The sequence below is a fragment of the Paenibacillus sp. J22R232 genome (genome assembly GCF_056269165.1).
Genome location: NZ_JBWDNK010000013.1, coordinates 114413 through 131208, shown reverse-complemented (window position 1 = coordinate 131208; position 16796 = coordinate 114413). Strand labels below are relative to the sequence as shown.

Below are 16796 nucleotides of genomic sequence, written 5' to 3'. Positions count from 1 at the left end.
TTTTAAATAAATTCCGCAAAAATCGATCTGTACTCCGCGCAGGCCCATGCCATATTTACTATTGCCTGGAACATGATATAGCGGCACGAAAAAAAGGCTGTGCGTACTGTACAGAAACCTGTACGGTACACACAGCCTATTTTTTTAATAGTTAATTCGAACTGCGTTTCAAAATACGGACGCTGTAAGCATCTAGCGCCACACGCTCGCCGGCAGCATCGCCAGTAAGCAAATCGGAATAGCTGCGGCTATCCAAGTTAATAGACACTGCATTCGCGCTGAAGTTTGATACGAATACATAATCATTCTGGCCGTCAGTCCGCAATTGCGCGGTTACGCCATCCGGCAAGTCGGTTTCAAGCACGCGTTTAATTCCCTCTTGCTCCACGATTTTCGTGATCAAATCTGTCGTGAAGGCCGCATCATTGCGGGAAGCAATATAATAAGCCTTACCCGCTCCTAGACGATTAACTGTCAAGGCCGGACGTCCAGCGTAGAAATCCTCGCCGTATACCGCAAGCGCTTCTGCTCCCTCCAGATGGATCAGATCGCAAAGTTCCTTCGCAGTGTATTCACCGCTTAGTCCAAGCGCGTTATTTTCATTCAGCACCACTCGGTTCGAGTCATGGTCATGCAAGGCATCAATCTCCTCCGACCAAATGCCAAGCGTCTTGCGAAGCGGCCCAGGGAAGCCCGTTAGGAAGCAAAGGTCGTTCTCATCAACGATCCCGCTCCAATAGGTAGCGATGAAGATGCCGCCATTCTCAACGAAGCGCTCGATGCGTTCGCCAACGCCTTTGCGAACCATATAAAGCATTGGCGCAACAAGCACCTTATAGTTGTCAAAGCTGCATTCGGAATCGATAATATCGACAGGAACGCCCAAATCCCAGAACGGACGATAATGACGTTTCGCCGTTTCCTCGTAGTGCAGGCCGCCGTTGCGCGGACCTTGCGAATCCTTCACTGCCCAGCGGTTTTCCCAATCGTAAATGAGTGCAACCTCCGGCTTAACTGAAGTGCCGACGACTTCATTCAGCTTCTCAAGCGTCGCGCCAAGTTCGGCAACGTCGCGGAACACGCGCGTATGCTCATGGCCGACATGGTCAACGACCGCGCCGTGAAGTTTCTCGCTTGAGCCTCTGCTCTTGCGCCACTGGAAATACTGAACCGTATCCGAGCCATGCGCTACCGCTTGAAGCGAGGACAGCATATGCATCCCTGGACGCTTCACCTTGCTTACCGGCTGCCAGTTCGTCATGCTTGGCGTGCTTTCCATCAGCATGAACGGCTTGCCGCCCCCTAATGAGCGGAACACGTCATGGTTGAAGCCGATCCAAGCTGCCAGCTCGCTGTCGTCGCCGCCATTGTCATGCCAAGTCGGATAAGCATCCCAAGAGATCATATCGAGAAGATCCGTAAATTTCCAATAGTTCAACGGTTCAAAATCGAGCATGAAATTCGTCGTAATCGGTAGCTCGCTGTTCGCTGCGCGCAGCGGTTCGATTTCATTCCGGCAGAAATCAACCGTTTGGTCCGTTACGAATCTTCTCCAGTCGACGTTCTGTGCATGAACGGCCTTCTCTCCGCGCTCTGTTGGAGACTCAATTTGGCCGAAGTCCGTGTACGTATGGCTCCAGAATGTCGTCCACCAAGCATCGTTAAGCGCGTCGATCGTTTCATATTTATTTTTGAGCCAGCCGCGGAATGCGTCCTCGCAAAAATTACAATGGCATTCGCCGCTGTATTCGTTGGATATATGCCAGCCAATCACCGCAGGGTGATCCGAATAACGTTCGGCAAGCTTCGTATTCATGATGGTGACCTTCTCGCGGTATACAGGCGAGCTGAAGCAGTGGTTGTGGCGTGCGCCGTGCAAATTGCGAATGCCATTCGGAGCTACGCGCAGCACCTCTGGATATTTCTGCGACATCCATATCGGACGCGCGCCGCTTGGAGTAGCCAGCAATGCGTAAATGCCGTTAGCAGCGAATGTATCCAGCAGCGTATCAAGCCATTCAAACGTGAAAACGCCTTCCTCAGGCTCAATCGCCATCCATGCGAAAATCCCTACGGACATCACATTGCAGTGAGCTAGCTTCATGAGGCGGATATCTTCGGCCAGCACCTCAGGGTGCTTCTGCCATTGATCGGGGTTATAGTCTGCACCATGCAGCATTTGCGGAATTTTAGAACTAATCGGCGGGAATTTCAAAGTCATTTGAGCGTCCTCCAGTTTCATCTAGTTTGCAGCGGTTATTGGATATACTATAATGATATTCATATTATAACTCGTTCATATAAGTAACTATATAACAGTATTTTCGCATGGCTTTCAAAATATGAAACAGGGGGTCATAAACATCGATACAATGGTTTTTCCCATTTTGACCGAGACAGACACCATGCTACCCGTTTATTTGACAAGTATCGGGCATTGGAGCAACCAAGAGTCGATTGATCGGCCCAATGGATATCCGCATTTTCAATGGCTTCAGGTCATTAGCGGCGCTGGAGAGCTGCATGTGGGCGATCAACGGATGACTGTTCGCGCCGGGCAAGGATTCTGCTTATTTCCGAACGAGCAGCATCAGTATTTCTCCATCCAAGAGCCTTGGGATGTCATTTGGATGAGCTTCCGCGGCGATTTATCCGACAAGCTGTTCCGGCAGGCCGGTATCACGCAATCTGGTGTCTATTCAACCGCTGATCATGATATGATTGTTACCCATATGAAAAATATTTACGCCATGACGCAATCCGGACGTTCCTTCCTTGGGCTCGAATGCTCGAAGCTGGTTTACATGTTTTTGCTTGATTTGATGAAGGTTATTCTAGTGAGCACCAATTCCGTGGAACAAAATTATTTGAAGCTTCGGCCTGTCCTGCAATACATCGAGGCACACTATAGCGAGCTCATTACGATAAAGGATTTGGCAGGCTGCATGGAAGTAACGCCACAATACTTATGTCTGCTGTTCAAAAAATCGCTGAAAATGCGCCCGATGGAGTATGTGAACCGAGAGCGCGTCAATCGGAGCAAGGAGCTCATGTTCCGCGAAAGCGAAATCAAGATGCATGAGATCGCACATCGCGTCGGCTTTGATTCTCCTAGCTATTTCAGCTCCGTCTTTCGGCGGCTAGAGGGACTAAGCCCCGAGCAATTCAAAAAGATACACGGCATGCGCTAGCTGTGGCTCACTATACAAGCATCAACGTTTCGTAAAAACGTATGCATGGCTACAGACGCTCAACACGAATTTAGGCGCTGGCAGTAAGCGCCTATCTGTGGGCTTACTGCCCTATTTAGGCGCTCGTACCTAACGCTAACTTGGACGCTCGTGTACACGCCTGACTGCTCTGTAAGAACGCATACGTTCTGTCAGACGCTCATCTTGGTTACTTTTGACACAGTAAGCACCAATGTATGCTTACTTACGTACTTCGGCGCTCGCACATGAATGACACAACTTGGAGACTTGTGCACACGCCTTGTCTTCCCCGTAAGAACGTATGTGTTCTTACAAACGCTAATCTTGGTTACTTTTAACGCTGTAAGCACCAATGTGTGCTTACGTCCGTACTTCGGCGCTCGCACATGAATGACACTAACTAGGAGGCTTGTGCACACACCTTGTCTGCCCCGTAAGAACGTACACGTTCTTACAGACGCTCATCTTGGATACTCTTGACACTGTAAGCACCAATGTATGCTTACAGCCATTCGTCGGCGCTTGCGCACATGCCTGACAACTCTGTAAGAACGCATACGTTCTTACAAACGCTCATCTTGGTTACTTTTGACACTGTAAGCACCTATGTGTGCTTACAGCCATTCGTCGGCGCTTGCGCAAACGCCTGACAACTCTGTAAGAACGTATACGTTCTTACAAACGCTCATCTTGGTTACTTTTTACGATGTAAGCACCTATGTGTGCTTACAGCCATTCGTCGGCGCTTGTGTACACGCCTGACAACTCTGTAAGAACGCATACGTTCTAACAAACGCTCAACTTGGTTACTTTTAACACTGTAAGCACCTATTTCGGCTTACATCCGTACTTCGGCGATCGCACATGACGCTATCTTGGATGCTCGTACTCGCCCTGTCTGCTCCATAAGAACGCATACGTTCTTACAAACGTTCATCTTGGTTACTTTTGACACTGTAAGCACCAATGTGTGCTTACGTCCGTACTTCAGCGCTTGTGCACACGCCTGTCTACTCCGTAAGAACGCATGCGTTCTTACAAACGCTTAACTTGGTTACTTTTGACACTGTAAGCACCTATGTGGGCTTACGTCCGTACTTCGGCGCTTGCGCACGCGCTTGGCAACTCTGTAAGAACGCATGCGTTCTTACAAACGCTCATCTTGGTTACTTTTAACGCTGTATGCACCTATGTGGGCTTACAGCCCTTCGTCGGCGCTCGCACATGACACTACCCCCGGCGCCTACGCCACCTCCACAACTGCATGCGAAACATAAATAACTGCTTCAATAAAACATAGATGCTTTAACTTACATAAGGAGGGTAAAATCAACGTGACAGACAAAAAACTAGTATTTGATGAGATAGACAAACACGCGGAGGCATTCCGTTCGATTTCAAGATCAGTCGGCAGCCGGCCAGAGCTCGGCCACGAAGAATTTTTTGCAGCCGAGCTGCTGACTACCGAGCTTGCCAAATACGGATTCGAGGTGGAACGCGGTATTTTAGATATTGCAACGTCTTTTATCGCGCTATTCGATACCGGTAAGCCAGGCCCTACCGTCGGTTTCTTATGCGAATATGACGCGCTACCGGAGATCGGGCACGCCTGCGGCCATCATTTGATCTGCGCAATGAGCGTTGCTGCCGGCGTAGGATTAAAAGCCGCATTGCTTGGCAGCGGACTTGGCGGCAAAATCCGTATCTACGGCACGCCAGCCGAAGAAACAAAAGGCGCAAAAGTTCCCATGGCCGCAGCCGGATTGTTCGACGACTGTGATTTTGCACTGATGGCGCATCCTTACCATATTTTTGAGCAGTCGGGTGAATCGCTTGCGATGGATGCCATTCAATTCGAATACACGGGACTTGCGGCTCATGCGGCTGCCAACCCCGATGAGGGCATTAATGCTCTGGATGCGGTGCTTCAGCTGTTCAACAGCATTAACGCGCTCCGTCAGCAAACACGAAGTGATGCTCGCATTCACGGCGTAATCGACAATGGCGGCAAAGCGCCGAACATTATTCCCGCTTACGCCTCAGCCAAATTTTACGTGCGATCTGCAACTCGCGCTTATACGGATGAATTGACGGCCAAAGTGCTGCGCTGCGCAGAAGGAGCCGCTTTGCAAACAGGCTGTACGCTTGCAGCTAACGCATTCGAGTTCTCCTATGATGAGTTGATAACGAATGATGCCTTGTCTGAGCAGTTCAATGCCAACTTAATGGAAGCAGGCATACACCCGGAGCAAATCGAGATTGGCAAAGACCATGGCTCGCTTGATCTCGGCAACGTCTCGCTGCGCTGCCCGGCGATACATCCATACGTCAAGGTCGTTCGGGAGCGGCTGCTGCTTCATACCGAAGCTTTCCGTGATGCCGCAATGACCGAATACGCGCTTGACGGCATGCTCTTTGGCGCCAAAATGCTAGCGGCCACCGCATATGACGTTTTTGACGATCCTGCTCTGCTTGCGCGCATTCGCTCCGAATTCGAAAAAACAAACGTACGCAGCAACTAAATGCCACCGCATATAACCTTTTTGCAGATTCAGTCCTTATGGCGCGCATTCACCCCGAATTCGAGAACCGCTCCGTGCGCAGCAACTAAATAGCAAGCTTAAGGAGGCTGGCCTGATTGAGCCAAAGCATCGTCAACAGTCACGAAATTACCCAAATATGTTTATTGGCGGGCAAAATCATTTTGCAAAACGGCGGAGAAACGTACCGCGTAGAGGATACGATGGTGCGGATAGCTGCCGCTTACGGCATTGACAATTCGCACAGCTTCGTCACTCCAACCGGCATCATATTCGCCATCGACGGCTCCTCCCAAATGACGAAGCTGATTCGCATTAACGAGCGTTCGACCAATCTGCTCAAAGTGTCGCTTGTCAACGATATTTCCAGAAAAATAAGTACAGGCAAGTTGGCGGCTGGCGATGCGCATCGATTGCTGCAAGAAATTGATTCCAACGCATTCGTCTACCCGTCCTGGCTGAAAATCGTAGCGGCCGCGATCGCTAGCGGATGCTTTCTCATTATGTTCCAAGGGAGCTGGCCCGATGCACTGCCAGTCATGCTGACCAGCGGAATAGGCTTTGCTTTTTTCCTTCAGCTTCATCGCATGGTTCCGATCAAGTTTTTCGCTGAGTTTATTACCGCGCTATTAATCGGCACCCTGTCCGTATTTTTTGTACATAAGGGCTTCGGAATGGATTTGGACAAAATCATAATCGGCTCGGTCATGCCGTTAGTGCCCGGCTTGCATATAACGGCAGCCGTACGCGATTTAATGGCCGGCCATCTCGTATCCGGACTGTCGAAGGGCGCTGAAGCGTTTCTCACCGCATTTGCGATCGGGGCAGGCATTGCTGCCGTACTTTCTTTTTACTAATTCGAATGATGGAGGTGCATCGTCATGATGATGCTTGAACAGCTTGTTACAAGCTTCATAGCTACTGCCGCCTTTGGGCTCATCTTCAACGTGCCGAAGCGGACTTTGCTGCACTGCGGCGCCGTCGGCATGGTCGGCTGGCTTATCTACGTTTCTTGTACGCAGCTGAATTTGGATGCCATACCCTCCACCTTAATTGCCGCTTTTATCGTAACCGTCATCAGCCAGCTGTTCGCCAAGCTTTATAAAACCCCTATCATCGTTTTCAGCGTATCGGGAATCATCCCGCTCGTACCCGGGGGCCTGGCGTATGATGCCATGCGCAACGTGGTTGAAGACAATTACGACATCGCGGTACAGCTTGCCGTTAAAGCGTTTATGATCTCGGGGGCTATCGCGATCGGGCTTGTATTCTCGGAGGTTATTAATCAAATCATCAGAAAATCGGAACGGAAACATTAAATGATAACAAGGGAGGGAACGCAGGAATTCATGCATCCGATTATAAAAGCTGACGGCAGTCTGGATGAAACACTCCTAATTAGAAGAGAACCAATCTATCGGGGAATGAACGGAAATACCGTTGAGCGTATTTTCATAAATGAAACTGAATCAATGATTTTCAAGCCTCAGACGAGCCACGCGCAGGCTCAGGCAGAAGCATGGGTGAATGTGCATATTTTATCCGCTTTTCCGCCTGTTTACCCGCGGCTCATTGCATGCTCTGCAGCGAACGCTTCGAGTGAACATTGGATGCTTTTTGAAGATTTAGGCCCATTATCGCATCACTTCGAGGAATCAACTGCGATGGAGGTGCTAACCTATATGGCCCAATGGCAAAACCGCGATATTAGCCATCTGATTGGGCTGTCAGAGCAAGGCCCTAAGCCAGCTGCGGCTGCGATGCAACGCGAAATACTTCATTTTATTGAAAACGCAGAAGCAGGGCAGCCGTGGCCCAGCATTCCTGCAACGCTCCCCTACCGAATCCTCTCCCTGCTTGAAAGCGAGAGCTTCGAGAGCGAAGAGCTAGTCCTATCGCACGGCGATCTCCATCTCGGCAACTATGCCTGCGTGAGCGGCCAGGTTAAAGTGCTGGACTGGGAACATGCGCATCTCAACCATCGGTATTGGGACTTGTATCATGTGATCGATCTATCCCATCCCGTATTCCCCAAAAAAATGACAGCGGACATGCGAGAGCGGCTGCTAGATCATTTCCTTGCTGCTCAACAACATATAGGCGTTTCCGTTAATGCGACTCGCTTCAAGCATCGCTATTACTTGTACGCTTCCCTGCTTTCGTTATGGATGCTCCAGCTAATCGCTAAGGATCTCCGGGCAGATAAAGGCATTTGGCCGCTCGACCAGCTTCGCTCACAGCTGCATGAAACGACTGACAATCTGATGCAATGCGCTGAATATTTGGGCATCAGCTAAATTGCTTCAATTCGATATCATCGATTTAGCTTCTGCACTTCACTTGTATTTCACTGTCATCCTTTCATGACAACCCTTCAATCGCATACCGCGACCGCAGCATTCCGGCCATTTCCCGTACTTGCGCCTTCGTCGGCAGCTCCAGCTTCTCCTCGGCAGCCCTCATACCTTCCGACGTTTGCTGCGAGACGATACACTGTTTAATCGCATCAACAAAAGCTTGTCCTGCTCCTGTCCCAAGCCCCGTCAATTGTTCCAAGCTCGCGGTACTGCTTGCCATGACCTCGGGGTAATCGTTCGAATCGGCTCCAAGCGCTGCCTGGTCGTAGAAGGACCGTACGAATTGCGCGCGTTGTTGACCGGAGCCTTCCGCTACGACGAACGCTTGCACGATATAAGCATGTGTCTGCCGCCGCTGGGCGATTCCACAGAACTTATAGCCGTTAATGCTCAGATCGAATTCCCCTGGGCAGTATGCTCCTGCGATTTCTCCCTTGTCTACTCTGCAGCCCGTTCTCTGAAGCGCCGCTCCAATCAGTCCATACATCCTCTCGAAATCCTCATGGAAATGAAACGAATCAACGGATGGCTTCGGCATGATCAAGGATAAATTAATGACACCTGCATCAAGAGGAACCGCTGCGCCGCCTGAATTGCGAACCGCAGTCGACCAGCCTTTCTCCTGAAGCATGCGCCCCGCTTCGGCAGCCCGCGGCAGCCTGCTATCGCGCAAGCCCATCACGAAGCCTTTGGGATGCCGCCATATATGAAGAATCGATGGACCTCCCTTTCCCGCAGTCCGGCAAAGGAGCTCATCCAGCGCAAAAGCGTACAGCACGTCAGGTTCCCCTAGCTCCTTCGTGCGATCGAGCAGCAATATATTGTCTAGACCCAGCATATCCAGCGGTTTTTGTTCCATATGTCTCTGTTCAGCCCTCTCTAGTCAAGCGCTCCGTGCATTTTCTATCATTCTTATTTTAACGACTTATGAACGCTTGCGCATCAACTCTCAAAAAAACAGACAACATACGGTCAATCATCCACTTACCTTATTGCCAATGGCGAACGCTTTCAATACAATAAGGATATTGTCATGCAGCGCCTAGGGGGAAGCACCAACATGGAAGTAATAAACGAAAAGGTAGCATACGAGAACCCATTGCTGTCGCTGCGAATTTTTCAAACGATGCGCGATCTGGATGGATTTACAAATTGGCATTTCCATAAGCAGCTGGAGCTGCTGCTTATTCTCGAAGGCGATCTGGACGTATATATCGACGAGGAATGCTATCACTTGACCAGCGGTGACGTGATGATTATCGGCGCGTCTGAGCTGCACCGCGACCGTAGCCACAGCCTGCTTGATTACATCGTGCTGCAGTTCGACCTCGAGCCTTTTTTCGATCAAAGCACAATCCCTTATATGCGCTTTTTCTCAGAAACCCAATTGCCTCTGAGCAAAGCTAATTATATTTTTCAGGAGAATCGTGCCGTCAAGGAGCAGACCGCTTCGTATATTCAGCAAATGTTAAATGAAGCTGACCGAAAGGAAACCGGCTACGAGCTGGCTGTCAGTGTGCTCATTAAGCAAATATTGCTTATTCTGCTGCGCCATGACAGCCGCAAGGTACTCATCGAGCAGGACAATTTCGACCGCATTCGCCTGAAGCCCGTGCTCGACTACATCGAGAACCATTTGACGGACCGCATTCAGGTAGATGAGGTTTGCAAAATCGCCAATATGAGCTACTACTATTTCGTCAAATATTTCAAGAAAACCATCGGGCTCTCTTTTACCGAATATGTGAATTATCGAAAAGTGAAATGGGCAGAGCGGATCCTGCTGACCAAGGATTTGAGCATATCGGAGGTGGGCGAGCGCATCGGCATGCCGAATATGGCTCATTTCTACAAAATGTTCAAGAAATACAATGACTGCTCGCCGAAGCAGTTCCAGCGTAAGATGCTCGTGTGGAATAAGCAATAGCAGACATAGAAAAAGCTCGTCCGCCCTATAATTTCGGGGTAACGAGCTTTTTGGGCATCACGAGCTTATAACCTACGCCACGGATCGATTCGATTTGCACGGACTGCTGGCCAAGCTCAAGCTTCTTCCGCAAGGAGCTGACATGAACGTCTACCGTACGCTGACCGCCGATATAATCGAAGCCCCATACTACATTCATCAGGTCGTCCCGCGTAATAACCATTCCCGGGCGCTGCACCAGATAAAGCAAAACCTCGAATTCCTTCGGCCTTAGCGGAATCGTCTCGCCGCCTAGGATAACCTCGTATTTCTCGGGATAAATGGATAATTCCCCCGCCGTAATGACCTTCTCCGTTGATTCGATCGGCTTGCTGTCATCAAGCTGCGTCCTGCGAAGCACCGCTGATACCCGGGCAAGCAGCTCGGCAACGCCAAACGGTTTCGTAATGTAGTCGTCTGCCCCATGCTTCAGGCCTTGCACGACTTCCTCCTCCGCATTGCGTGCTGTCAAAATAATAACAGGCGTTCTAACGCCGTTCTGACGAAGCCGGTTCAGAATTTCAAAACCATTCATGCCTGGTAGCATGATGTCGAGAATGACTAAATCGAAATTACGCTGCAAAGCGGTTTGCAAGCCTTCCCCGCCATGATCAATAACGGTCGTTTCATAGCCCTCTTGGGTCAAATTGTACGACAAAAGCCTAGCTAATGTCGGTTCATCTTCTATTACGAGCACTTTATGCGACATGTTACCTCCAGCTTGGCGTATGGCAGTGCCATAGGCACCGCCTCCGCATATTTAAACCTTTTGCACTTAGTTTATCATGGTTTCATGAAGAATAGGTAAATCTTTTTTCTATTGCAGGACCGGCAGCTCGATTGTAAAAGTAGAGCCGACTCCCACCGCGCTAGTTACGGAGATCGTTCCTTTATGCAGCTCGACCAAATGCTTGACGATGGATAAGCCAAGCCCCGTGCCGCCTGAACTGCGGGAGCGCGCTTTATCTACACGGTAGAACCGTTCGAATATGCGGGGCAAATCCTTCTTCGGAATGCCAATCCCGGAATCGCTTATTTGAATGCGGATATAGTCATCGCCAATACCTTCCACCAACATTGCGACTCTCCCGCCCTCTGGGGTGTAGTTAATGCCATTGGAGAGCAAATTCATAATGATCTGCCTGAGCCGGTCCTCGTCCGCTTCCACGTACAGGCCCGGCTCAACGTTCACGCTCAGCTCAATTCGTTTGCGTGCAGCCTCCGACTCAAGCAGCGTGATCGACTTATCAACAAACGTATCGACCTCTACAGGAGAGAATACGAGGGGAACCCGCCGCGATTCGATTTTGGAAAGCTCCAAAATGTCGCCGATCAAGCGGTTGAGCCTGTCGCTCTCGTCATAGATAATTTGCAGGAAAGACCGCGCCGTTTCCTCGTCATTCACCGCACCGCCGAGCAGCGTCTCTGCAAAGCCTTTTACAGCGGTTATCGGCGTCTTCAGCTCATGGGATACGTTCGCTACGAACTCGCTCCGCATCCGCTCCAGCCTGCGAATCGCCGAGACGTCCTGCAGTACGAGCAGCACGCCGGAGAACTCATTGCCCTCTGGATGAATCGGCACTAAATTAAGCTCAAGCAGGCGCTCCTCCGGAAAGTAGAACGTAATCTCCTCGCGCAGATGCTCCTTGCTCTTCAGGCCCTCTTGAATCATTTGGGATAGCTCATATTGCTGCTTTGCTTCGGCGTAATGCCGTCCAACGAGCTCGCGTGCGGAGAATCCGAGCACTTCCTCGGCGCGCCTGTTCATCAGCACGATTTTCCCGCTGCGGTCAATCATTACGATTCCGTTAATCATGTTGTCGAGCACGCTCTCCAACTGGTTCTCATTCTGCTGGATTCTTGTCATCTGAACTTGCAAGCTGTCTGCCATCGCATTAATAGCGTTGCCAAGCTCGCCAATTTCATCCTGCTTCGTCACTTTTACTCTTGCTTTGTAGTCCATATTTTTTATCCGCTTGGCTACTCTTGTAATCTGCTCAAGCGGGCGAGTCAAACTAAGCGCAAGGCGATAGCTGATTAGAGCGGCAATGAGAAACAACACAAGCAAGCCTGCGAACAAGAGCAACGTCAGTTGGTTAATGCTCTCGTCTACCTCTTTCAAGCTCATCGCCAGCCTAATGACATCCGGCGCCTGATTCGGGACGACTTTTACCGGAATGGCTACGTACATCATATTTTGCTTAATCGTATCGCTTGCCCGAATCGCCCTGCCTGTCCCTTCATTCAGCGCTTCCTTGACCTCGGTACGGTCCAAGTGATTATCCATATCCGCCGGATCACCGTCTGAATCGCCCAACACAGCCCCGTCATTGCGTATAAAAGTAACCCTTGCGCCCGTATACCGCTTAAGCTCCTTCGCTTCGTTCGAGTAAAAATCATGAAGCTGCGACAGCTCGCCGGATTTCCACTCCATTTTGGCCGAAATGATCTGCATCTCGCGCACCATGTTGTCTTCCAGCGCATTAATGTGGTTTTCTTTGAAAGTTTTGACCATGAATAACCCTGCTGCTATGACCGATAAGGCAATCATCGCGATCATAATGAGCGTCAGCCTGGTTCGAAAGCTGTTCATCCGGTTCACTCCCTACGTTTATTCAAGCACGGAACGCTTTCGCTGTGTGCTGCTAACCCTAACATACAACGTTTATCGTACATGGGTCGCCGCGCTTTCGCCACCCTTGCCTTTGTTAAGTTTTTGTAAAACATAATGGTGCAGCGTAGCGAGCGGCTGCTGGATAAGAATCGATAAAACGACAGGAACTGCAGCGAGCGGGCTGAAATAACCAAGCGCGAGCACGATGCCGAGCGAGATATTGCGCATTCCCGTTGCGTAAGAAACCGTTATCTGCTGTTCGTCGTTACGCAGCGAGGCCGTTCCGATATATCCGAAGGCATAGCATAAACCGACAAGCAATATAACCAAAGGCACAAGCACCGCCATATCCTGCTTCAGCTTATCCAAATGCGGCGCGATCGCCGACGCGTTCAAGGACACAACCGCCACGAAGCATAGCTTTGAGAGCGGTGACGTGTACGGCGCAACCGCTTGCTGGATGCGCCCGCGGCTGAACTGGTTAAGCGCGACGCCTATAATAGTAGGAAGCACGATAATAACGAGCAAGTCCAGCACAATCGGCCCAGCTTCCACCTCGACGGCCGATTTGAAAAAGAGCTGAATGCCAGCCGGCACAACAAGAGGACTAAGCGCCGAATCCAGCACGACCATCGCCAGCATAAGCGGAACGCTGCCTCCTGACATTCCGACCCATAGCACCGTGGAGACGCCAATCGGTATGATCGTAAACAGTACGAGTCCAACCACATAAGGAGAGTCTGCCCCGAAAGCCAATAGGCCAAGTCCGTATGCCACTAAAGGCGAGAGGACATGCGCAATTAGGAAGGTCAGCGCCATGATGCCGGGCCGCTTCATGACTACCCGCAATTGGCCTAAGCCGCAGCCGATCGCCATCGTTAGCGTAACGTAAGCAAATAGATACGGAACGGAAGGAATAAAGGACTGAAGCTGATCGGCAAAAATAAAACCAAGCACCAAGGAGCCCGGAATAATAATAAACATCCACTTTTCAAAATGACGGTTAAAAGCCAAACCGAATTCACGCATCATTAATCCCTCGTTTACCTCGTCTAGTCGATTTTGTACATAAGCTATATAATAGCATAGTCAACCCGCAGATGAACGGAATCTCTTGAACTTCACGCGCGAAGGAGCCGATAGATGAAAAACGGAAAATTCACCAATGCGATTATCCGCATGCAATATGTGCCAAGGTGGAGCGAGCATGCGCCTCGATTCGAGGACAATGCATCCGCCCATAGCTTCAGATGCGCCGCTTTATCGATCATGATCGGAATTATCGAGGAGAAAGTATGCAGCAACCCGCTTGATAAGCTCAAGCTGCTCGGCAGATGCCTTTGGGGAGATTTGAATAACACGGGTACCGGCTCCATCAAGCATGTGACCAAAAAGGAATCTCTCGTCATGAATCATATTCGCAGCTTCGAGCAGGAGCTTAGCAAGGAAATCGTTTCCTATTTATCGAAATCTTTGCAGGAGCAAGCATTCGACTATATCGTAAATGCGCAGGATGATACGTACATCGGCCGTCTGGTCGATGCGATCGACACGCTGGATGCCTACCTGTATTGCCACCGGGAATCCCGTTACGATTCCAATCCGTTCTTTCATGCCAAGTACAAGGAGCTGGAGCAGACGCTTGCTGATTCAGGCCTGGCTTCCGTAATTTGGCTGCTGGATGAATATAAAAAACAATCCGGCCTCTATGAGTTTATTCAATATATCGTTGCGCTGGATACCGTTCAAAGATGGAATGGCAGCTATAACCTCGTACCCGACAATGATGCGACGCACTCGTTTCGGGTGGCTTCGCTCGCCTTGTTCAATGGACTGCTCGAGCGTGAGCGTTTCGGCAATAAAAGCATTGATTTGTACAAGCTGCTGGCCAAAGCTACCCTACATGACTTGCCTGAGGCGCTGTCCGGCGATGTCGTCTCGAATTTCAAACATAACAATCCGGATATCAAGCTTGCATTCGAGCAATATGAGAAAGAAACCGCATTGTTCATGATCAATAAGCTGCCCGAGCTGTTTCATGCGGACATGCTCGAATTTATCGCGCACAGCAAATCGGATGACTATGTCGGTGAAATGGTCGATATCGCAGACAAGCTGGATGCCTTGATCAAAGCGAGCCTAGAGATGCGCAACAATCCCCATTATGCAGATACTTATTACAATCAATTGTTAAAAGTCCAGCATCGGTACGAGAATCCATGCGTCATTTTTTTTCTTGCCTACACCCTGCATGACCTCGCGTACTCCAATTTAATTGGACAATAGCGACTATGGCCTTGCTGCAAGTGTGGAGGATAAGCCCACATATTCGGATCACGCAGCCGGTGTGCAGGCGTACAACGTACCGAATACAAATAAAGCAGGCAGCCGAGTTTCCACGGCAGTCTGCTTTTATGCATTCATATCCTTATTCATTACATGCAATTGTAACCGTCAGCTAGCGGCTGCCTTCCGCGCTCCAACCGAACGGGAAAGCCGCCGATATTTCTAGGGGAAGCTTTCCTTTCGGCTGGAGGTCACCGAGCAAGGCCTTGGCCGCCGCTGCAAGCGCCAAAGGCCTGCATTCGTAAACGGCCATATACCCTTTCACTTGAGGGTAAAGCAGCAGATCAAGCGGATTCCTTACCGATACCGCTACTGTACGTTCCGGCGCCAAGCGCACTGCCTCGCGCGCCACATCGCGCTCCACCTGGTGCTTGGATGCGTCATAGGTGACGACAACGATTTGGCTGAACTGGTCCAAATCAGCTAATGGATTCGGTTCGTTCATAAGGCGTTCAACAATGTTCGCGCCAAGCTCTTGCAGAAAGTATCCGAGTGAACCGTCTCCTGACAGCATCTCGTCCGCAACGGAAACGGGCACGATCTCGGGCCATAGCACCAGCGTGCTTTCGCTTCTGCTCAGTGGCAGCAGCCCGTCGTCATTTTTCACCAAAGTTACGGATGCCTCGCTCCATTTTCTTGCTACCGCTTTATTCGCTTCCGTACCGATTATCGATTCAACCTGTGACCAAGGCAGCAGCGCTTCTTCCAGCTTCCGTTTTTCTTTCAGCGCCATAACCCTGTCAAGCGCTTCATTGATGCGAGCCTCGTCAAGCTCTCCGCTCTCCACTGCCGCGGCAACGGCTTCCAGAGCCGACCGCTGCTTCTCGAAGGTGTGGCTAATGAGCACCATATCCGCGCCAGCTTGCAGCGCCTTGATCGCGCCTTGCCCCGGACCATACGTTTTGTCAATGGCATCCATCTCTAAGCAATCTGTCACGACAACCCCATTATAGCCCATCTCCTCGCGCAGCAGCCCGGTCAAGACCGGCTTGGACAAGGTGGAAGGCACACCTGTAGCATCTAGCGCAGGCAAGCATACATGAGCGGTCATGATGCAATCCGTCCCCGCATCAATGGCTGCTCTGAATGGCTTCAGCTCAATCCCCTCCAAGCGCTCGCGGCCATGCTGCAGAATTGGCAGCGCGTGATGGGAATCAACCGCCGTATCGCCATGGCCTGGAAAATGCTTAACCGTTGCGGCTACGCCTGCCGCTTGATACCCCGCTACCGCAGCGGCTCCGAGCTCGGCAACGACAGCCGAGCGGTCGCTATAGGAACGGACATTAATGACCGGATTGTCAGGATTATTGTTAACGTCAATGCATGGCGCGTAATTCATCGTAATGCCGAGCTGGCGGAGCTCCTCTCCGCAGACTCGCGCCGTTTCCATCGCTCCTTCAGCAAGCCCTGCCGCCCCTAGCGCCATATTGCCCGGCATCAGCGTCACTCCCTCAACCAGCCGCGCCACCATGCCGCCCTCTTGGTCGATTGCGATGAACAATGGCGGATTGCCAGCTTCCTTCGCAATGCTTTGAAGCTCTGCGCTTAGCCGATGAACCTGCTCCGCATCCTTCACGTTGCGGGTGAAATAAATCGTCCCGCCGATGCCGTTTGCTTCAATCAGCTGTTTGATCGGCTCTGATGGCTCAAAGCCATGAAACCCGAATACAAACAATTGCCCGATTTTCTTCTTCAAATTCCAGCTCTGCCATTCTCGTCCGCTCGTCACTATTTCCCCATCCTCTCGTTTTTCGTAACGCA

Annotated in this window: 13 protein-coding genes; 7 read left to right on the top strand and 6 right to left on the bottom strand. The window is 50.6% G+C overall.

Annotation, left to right across the window (positions count from 1 at the left end; all coding sequences use genetic code 11):
• Positions 1-151 precede the first annotated feature (151 nt).
• A complete protein-coding gene (locus AC0YN3_RS26710; RefSeq protein ID WP_475777954.1) occupies positions 152-2221 on the bottom strand; it encodes a beta-galactosidase in 2070 nt (689 codons plus the stop codon).
• A gap of 166 nt (positions 2222-2387) precedes the next feature.
• Here AC0YN3_RS26710 and AC0YN3_RS26705 point away from each other — a divergent pair, with 166 nt between their 5' ends.
• The 5 genes from AC0YN3_RS26705 to AC0YN3_RS26685 all read left to right on the top strand — a co-directional run bounded on the left by AC0YN3_RS26705 (position 2388) and on the right by AC0YN3_RS26685 (position 8049).
• The gene (locus AC0YN3_RS26705) at positions 2388-3191 is read left to right on the top strand and encodes an AraC family transcriptional regulator (protein ID WP_475777953.1); all 804 of its coding nucleotides are present in this window, start codon (positions 2388-2390) and stop codon (positions 3189-3191) included.
• 1355 nt (positions 3192-4546) lie between these two features.
• Positions 4547-5734, top strand: coding sequence for a M20 family metallopeptidase (locus AC0YN3_RS26700; RefSeq protein WP_475777952.1), 1188 nt, complete (start codon positions 4547-4549; stop codon positions 5732-5734).
• A 116-nt stretch (positions 5735-5850) separates the two neighbouring features.
• Positions 5851-6609 carry a threonine/serine exporter family protein gene (locus AC0YN3_RS26695; protein ID WP_475777951.1) on the top strand — a complete coding sequence of 253 codons (759 nt, stop codon included), beginning with the start codon at positions 5851-5853 and terminating at the stop codon, positions 6607-6609.
• Positions 6610-6633: 24 nt separating this feature from the next.
• Positions 6634-7071 (top strand): threonine/serine exporter family protein, encoded by a 438-nt coding sequence (locus AC0YN3_RS26690; RefSeq protein WP_475777950.1) that lies wholly within the window; start codon positions 6634-6636, stop codon positions 7069-7071.
• A 30-nt stretch (positions 7072-7101) separates the two neighbouring features.
• Complete coding sequence (locus AC0YN3_RS26685; RefSeq protein WP_475777949.1) at positions 7102-8049, top strand: phosphotransferase family protein; 948 nt, start codon at positions 7102-7104, stop codon at positions 8047-8049.
• 64 nt (positions 8050-8113) lie between these two features.
• On the opposite strand, the gene AC0YN3_RS26680 is transcribed toward AC0YN3_RS26685, so the two are convergent.
• A complete protein-coding gene (locus AC0YN3_RS26680) occupies positions 8114-8968 on the bottom strand; it encodes a lipoate--protein ligase family protein (protein ID WP_475777948.1) in 855 nt (284 codons plus the stop codon).
• Between the two features lie 201 nt (positions 8969-9169).
• On the opposite strand from AC0YN3_RS26680, the gene AC0YN3_RS26675 reads away from it, so the two are divergent.
• On the top strand, positions 9170-10036 hold the full coding sequence (locus tag AC0YN3_RS26675) for an AraC family transcriptional regulator (RefSeq protein ID WP_475777947.1): 867 nt from the start codon (positions 9170-9172) through the stop codon (positions 10034-10036).
• Positions 10037-10061: 25 nt separating this feature from the next.
• Here AC0YN3_RS26675 and AC0YN3_RS26670 read toward each other — a convergent pair whose 3' ends face one another.
• The 3 genes from AC0YN3_RS26670 to AC0YN3_RS26660 form a co-directional block, all read right to left on the bottom strand.
• On the bottom strand, positions 10062-10784 hold the full coding sequence (locus AC0YN3_RS26670; RefSeq protein ID WP_183569165.1) for a response regulator transcription factor: 723 nt from the start codon (positions 10782-10784) through the stop codon (positions 10062-10064).
• Positions 10785-10892: 108 nt separating this feature from the next.
• Positions 10893-12668 carry a two-component system histidine kinase PnpS gene (gene pnpS, locus AC0YN3_RS26665; RefSeq protein WP_475777946.1) on the bottom strand — a complete coding sequence of 592 codons (1776 nt, stop codon included), beginning with the start codon at positions 12666-12668 and terminating at the stop codon, positions 10893-10895.
• Between the two features lie 72 nt (positions 12669-12740).
• The gene (locus AC0YN3_RS26660; RefSeq protein ID WP_475777945.1) at positions 12741-13721 is read right to left on the bottom strand and encodes a bile acid:sodium symporter family protein; all 981 of its coding nucleotides are present in this window, start codon (positions 13719-13721) and stop codon (positions 12741-12743) included.
• A gap of 111 nt (positions 13722-13832) precedes the next feature.
• Here AC0YN3_RS26660 and AC0YN3_RS26655 point away from each other — a divergent pair, with 111 nt between their 5' ends.
• Positions 13833-14975: a YfbR-like 5'-deoxynucleotidase gene (locus tag AC0YN3_RS26655; protein ID WP_475777944.1), complete on the top strand. Its 1143-nt coding sequence runs from the start codon at positions 13833-13835 to the stop codon at positions 14973-14975.
• A 172-nt stretch (positions 14976-15147) separates the two neighbouring features.
• Here AC0YN3_RS26655 and AC0YN3_RS26650 read toward each other — a convergent pair whose 3' ends face one another.
• Positions 15148-16764: a glycoside hydrolase family 3 protein gene (locus AC0YN3_RS26650; protein WP_475777943.1), complete on the bottom strand. Its 1617-nt coding sequence runs from the start codon at positions 16762-16764 to the stop codon at positions 15148-15150.
• Positions 16765-16796 lie beyond the last annotated feature (32 nt).